This window comes from Bradyrhizobium genomosp. III (assembly GCF_000261705.1).
Taxonomy (GTDB): domain Bacteria; phylum Pseudomonadota; class Alphaproteobacteria; order Rhizobiales; family Xanthobacteraceae; genus Bradyrhizobium; species Bradyrhizobium ottawaense.
This window is the reverse complement of the sequence record NZ_AJQF01000117.1, coordinates 1-4,935: the sequence shown is the minus strand read 5'-3', so window position 1 is coordinate 4,935 and position 4,935 is coordinate 1. Positions and strand designations below refer to the sequence as shown.

At 65.1% G+C, this 4,935-nt stretch carries 3 protein-coding genes and 1 pseudogene; 1 reads left to right on the top strand and 3 read right to left on the bottom strand.

The genetic code is table 11. From position 1 onward, the window contains the following. From IC66_RS0110495 to IC66_RS0110485, 3 genes and pseudogenes are all read right to left on the bottom strand, one after another. Positions 1–1,338: pseudogene (locus IC66_RS0110495) on the bottom strand (excinuclease ABC subunit A); the annotation flags it as partial. Positions 1,339–1,504: 166 nt separating this feature from the next. Next, positions 1,505–2,689, bottom strand: a complete 1,185-nt coding sequence (locus tag IC66_RS0110490; RefSeq protein WP_038947579.1) for a calcium-binding protein — start codon at positions 2,687–2,689, stop codon at positions 1,505–1,507. 283 nt (positions 2,690–2,972) lie between these two features. Further along, entirely contained in the window at positions 2,973–4,220 is a 1,248-nt protein-coding gene (locus IC66_RS0110485; RefSeq protein ID WP_038947578.1) for an SMP-30/gluconolactonase/LRE family protein, read from the bottom strand. Positions 4,221–4,519: 299 nt separating this feature from the next. Between IC66_RS0110485 and IC66_RS0110480 the strand changes: the two genes are divergently transcribed. Next, complete coding sequence (locus IC66_RS0110480; protein WP_038971177.1) at positions 4,520–4,783, top strand: hypothetical protein; 264 nt, start codon at positions 4,520–4,522, stop codon at positions 4,781–4,783. Positions 4,784–4,935: the final 152 nt, after the last annotated feature.

The following is a 4,935-nucleotide window of genomic DNA, read 5'->3' as shown; positions in this document are numbered from 1 at the left end:
ACCCCCCAGCCAGTCGGCGTGGCTGATCACCTCGATCTCGTGCTCGACCACGAAGATCGAGTTGCCGGCGTGCTTCAGCCGGTCCAGCGCCCGCAGCAGCGCCTCGGTGTCGGCGGGATGCAGGCCTGCTGACGGCTCGTCGAGCACGTAGACGACGCCGAACAGATTCGAACGAACCTGCGTCGCAAGGCGCAGCCGTTGCAATTCGCCCGGTGACAGCGTCGGCGTGCTGCGCTCGCAGGCGAGATAGCCGAGGCCGAGGTCGAGCAGGACGGCGAGCCGCGCCGACAGATCCTCGCAGATGCGCCTGGCGACGACGGTCTTCTCCGTCTTGTCTGTCGAGGCCTTTGCGAACGGCTCGACCAATTCCTGCAATTGCTTGAGCGGCAGGTGCGACATCTCGGCGATGTTGAGGCCGGCGAACCTGACCTTGAGTGCCTCGGGCTTGAGCCGGGTGCCGTGGCAGGTCGGGCAATCCCGCGTGATCATGAATTGCGCGACGCGGCGCTTCATCATCGCGCTCTCGGACTTGGCGTAGGTTTGCATCACGTAGCGCTTGGCGCCGGTGAACGTGCCCTGATAGCTCGGCTCTTCCTTGCGGCGCAGGGCGCGTTTGACCTCGGCGGCGTCGTAACCGGCGTAAACAGGCACGGTCGGCTGCTCCTCGGTGAACAGGATCCAGTCGCGGTCTTTTTTGGGAAGTTCGCGCCAGGGCTTGTCGACGTCGTAGCCGAGCGTCGTCAGGATGTCCCGGAGGTTCTGCCCTTGCCAGGCGCTCGGCCAGGCCGCGACGGCGCGCTCTCGGATCGTCCTGGTGTCGTCGGGCACCATCGACTTCTCGGTCACGTCGAGCATCCGGCCGATGCCGTGGCAGGTCGGGCACGCCCCCTCGGGCGTGTTCGGCGAGAACGCTTCCGCATAGAGCATCGGCTGTCCCCGCGGGTAATCGCCGGCGCGGGAATAGAGCATCCTCAGCAGGTTCGAGATGGTGGTCACGCTGCCGACGGACGATCGCGTCGTCGGCGCCCCGCGTTGCTGCTGGAGCGCGACGGCGGGCGGCAGGCCTTCGATGTCGTCGACTTCAGGGACTTGCATCTGGTGGAACAGTCGCCGCGCGTAAGGCGACACCGACTCCAGATAGCGCCGCTGCGCCTCGGCGTAGATCGTTCCGAAGGCGAGCGAGGATTTCCCGGAGCCCGACACGCCCGTGAACACGACGAGGGCGTTGCGGGGAATGCGAACGTCGACGTTTCTCAGGTTGTGCTCGCGCGCGCCCCGGACGTGAACGAAGCCGTCGTCCTGGGTCAGGCTCTCAGTCTGCTTTGGTCGATCATCCATCTCGCGCCTCTAACCCAGACGGGGGGTAACGACAGGATCGCAGGATGGGTCCTCCGGTGCCAGCGTGGGCTTCGGTTTCTGCACAAAGCGAAGGCCGCCGCGGTAAATGCGACGGGCCCTGCTGGATGTGTTGGCTTGCCGGTGCCGACCGGACTCTCGCCGCACCTCAGACGATGAAATCCCTGGCGTTGAGATCGGCGGCGTGGATGCCGTCCAGCGTGATCGTGTCGTTGGCGGTCAGGTGGATCACCGCATTTCCGGCGTTGTCGTCGCTGATCAGGCTTTTCAGCTCGGCCCAGCCTGCAAAGTCGTAAGCGTGGACGTCGATCACATCGTGCTCCCGCGCCGTGCTGCCGGCCGCCTTGTTGCCCTGGTTGAAATCGTTGATCACGTCCTGGCCCGAGCCGGCGTTGAACACGAACAGATCGTTGTTCGGCCCGCCCCAGAGCTGATCATTGCCGCCTCCGCCGTTCAGGAGGTCGCGGCCGCCGGTGATCGAGCCGGCCGCGGCGGGAGTGTAGATGCGTGCATCGCCATACATCCAATCGCCGCGATCGCTCCCGTAGAGGGTATCATTGCCACACTGTGCGTTGCCGGACATCTGCGAGGCATCGCCGACGAGCGCGATGGAGGTCGAATCGGGATTGCCGGCGACGGCTGCGATCAGGATGTCGTCCCCGCCGCGGGCATTGTCGCTCATGTAGCCGCTGTCGCCGAGGAGCGATGCGCCGCCGGACCGCGCAGCGGCGCCGACGGTATAGATGAGGATGTCATTGCCGCCGCGTGCATCGCCGCTCATGGTCACCAAGGCATCACCGGATATCGACGCGTTGCCAGAGAATCCGGCCTGGACCACGCTGACGATGTCGTTGCCGCCTTCAGCGTTGCCGCTCATGAGCGATCCGGAATCGCCGCTGAACGCGCCATACGATCTGTCGCCCATCTCTGCCGTGATGAGGTCATTGCCGCCCTTGGCATCCCCGGTCATGGCGATCTCGGCGTCGCCCGAGAGATAAACGTTTGCATAGGTCGCGTTCGACGCCTCAACATGCAGCATGTCGTTGCCGCCATGGGCTTGATCTGACATGATCTGCGTGTCGCCATCAAAAGACACATAGGGCAAGCGACCCTCGACCGTCGCAACCAGAAGGTCGTTGCCGCCATGCGATCGGCCGTTCAGGATCGCCTCGTCACCGACAAACAGCAGGCTGCTGGGCCCGTCATCGACCGTTGCGATCATGATGTCGTTACCGCCGTGGCCGTCGACCGGCAGGCCGGGATCTCCGAACGCGATCACGAGTTCCTGGCTTCCAACGCTGACGATGATCGTATCGTTTGGCATACGGCGCATCGCGTAGGCTCCCGGTCCGTGTCAGGCGCGGATCGCGGCGGACATCATGTCCGCGCACCGCGCTGCGGCCGTGCCGCGTCACGTATCTTCTTTGGTTTGATGGCGGAGATTGGCCCGCGGTGCAGCTTGATTGCGGCCGAGGAGCCGCATCGGAGGATGCGCGTCCGCAGTGCCGTAGGGTGGGCAAAGCGAAGCGTGCCCACGATCCCTTTGATACGGAACGAGATGGTGGGCACGGCGCTTTGCGCCTTTGCCCACCCTACGATAGCGGTGCACTCTCGCCTCAGCCGGGCCCTGCGCCTTGCGTCGCCGTGAACACCGCGTAGAGCGACTGGCTCGCGGCCATGAACAGGCGGTTGCGCTTGGGACCGCCGAAGGTGATGTTGCCGCACACCTCCGGCAGGCGGATGCGGCCGAGCAGCTTGCCCTCCGGCGACCACACCGTCACACCGCTGTAGCCGACGGCGCGGCCGGCATTGCTGGAAGCCCAGACATTGCCGTTGACGTCGCAGCGCACGCCGTCCGGTCCGCACTTCACGCCGTCGACCACGCAATCGCTGAACTTCTTGAGGTTGGAGAGCTTGTTGTCCCCGCCGACATCGAACACGAAGATCTCGCCCTTGCCGCCGGGGCCGGTATCGCCTGGCCCTTTGCCGGTCGAGGCGACGTAAAGCTTCTTGTAATCAGGCGAGAAGCACAGTCCGTTCGGATCGGGGACCTGCTCCTCGGTGACGACGAGATCGACGCGGCCGGAGGGGTCGATGCGATAGCAATTGGTCGGCAGCTCGCGCTTGCCTGGCTGGAAACCGGCCGGCTGTCCGATCCGCGGATTGAGCTTGCCGCCCGCATTGCTCGGACCGCCCGCCGCATCCGGCTCGCCTTCGTAGAGCTGACCGCCATAGGGTGGATCGGTGAACCAGTAACTGCCGTCGGGATGCGCGACGACGTCGTTCGGCGAGTTCAGCTTCTTGCCGTTGTAATTGTCGCAGAGCACGGTGGCGGTGCCGTCGTGCTCATAGCGCGTCACCCGGCGAGTCAGGTGCTCGCAGGAGAGCTGGCGGCCCTGGAAGTCGAAGGAGTTGCCGTTGGAATTGTTGGACGGCGTGCGAAACACGCTGACGCGGCCGTCGTCCTCGCTCCAGCGCATCTGGCGGTTGTTGGGAATGTCGCTCCAGAGCAGATACCTTCCTTGCGCGCTCCACGCCGGGCCCTCCGCCCACAGCACGCCGGTATAAAGACGCTTGATCGCGGTGTTGGGCTGCGCGAGATCGTTGAAGGAGGGATCGACCGCGATGATGTCGGGGTCCCAGAAATAAGTGGTCGGCGCGCCGTGGGGGCCGAAATCGCGCGGCGGGGTGGTGATGGTGGTCGGCGGTGCGGCGGGTCCGGTCTGGGCCAGCGCGGGGCCGGCGACCGTGGCTGCGGCGCCAAGCGCAAGCCCCCGGACAAGCGTTCGTCGTGAAAGCGCAGCATCCTGGTCATGCTGCTCGTGGTCACGAGCCGTGTGGTCACGAGCCTCTTGGCGTGTCATCGCGTCCTCCCAATGATGTTCGCTGGCCGGTTGATCCGGCCGAGCAACCGGAGGTTAATGCGGTCCGGCGCCGGTTGCGAGGGGTGGAATCGGATTCGCGCGGGCCTCAATCCTGTCATATTCGGATGCACTCCGCGTCCGCCTTGTGCCGTTTGCAAGGCGCGAAAATGTTCCGCGGATCGAAGCAAAAATTTGCTTGCGGCAAAGCGCGGCAAGCCGCCCATTCGGCGAAGTTCAAGCCTTGATTTTGCGCTGATTGCCACGCAGAACCCCTCCGGGGGCGATGGACGGAGTTGATTGTGGCTGGCGTCATCGTATTGATCGTGTTGCTGGGAATCGCGTTCGCGGCCGGCTATTTCACGCGTGAATTCATCTCCAACAAAAGACGCGCCGAAGCGCGCCGCTGGCGCGAATATACCGAGCCGGATTGGCTTCCCGCCAACGCGCCCGCCAACACCAACGAGATCCCCAGCGCCATCACGGCCATCCCCGTGGTCACCGGCGAGCTCGGCCAGATGCTGAACCGCTGGGAAAGCAGGGCCCGCGCCCGCCGCGCGGGATAGGGCGAAGTTCGGAAGTGCCAGTAGCCCCGATGAAGCGAAAGCGTAATCCGGGGCCGCTCGTCCGGCATTCGCACCGTCCCGGATTACGCTGGCGCTCCATCCGGGCTTCGCGACCGAGCCTGTGTCGCCCTCTGTCAATCCCCGCGCGCAGA

Coding starts and splice junctions, on each gene's coding strand:
- IC66_RS0110490 (WP_038947579.1), bottom strand. CDS start 2,689: ATGCGCCGTATGCCAAACGATACGATCATCGTCAGCGTTGGAAGCCAG.
- IC66_RS0110485 (WP_038947578.1), bottom strand. CDS start 4,220: ATGACACGCCAAGAGGCTCGTGACCACACGGCTCGTGACCACGAGCAG.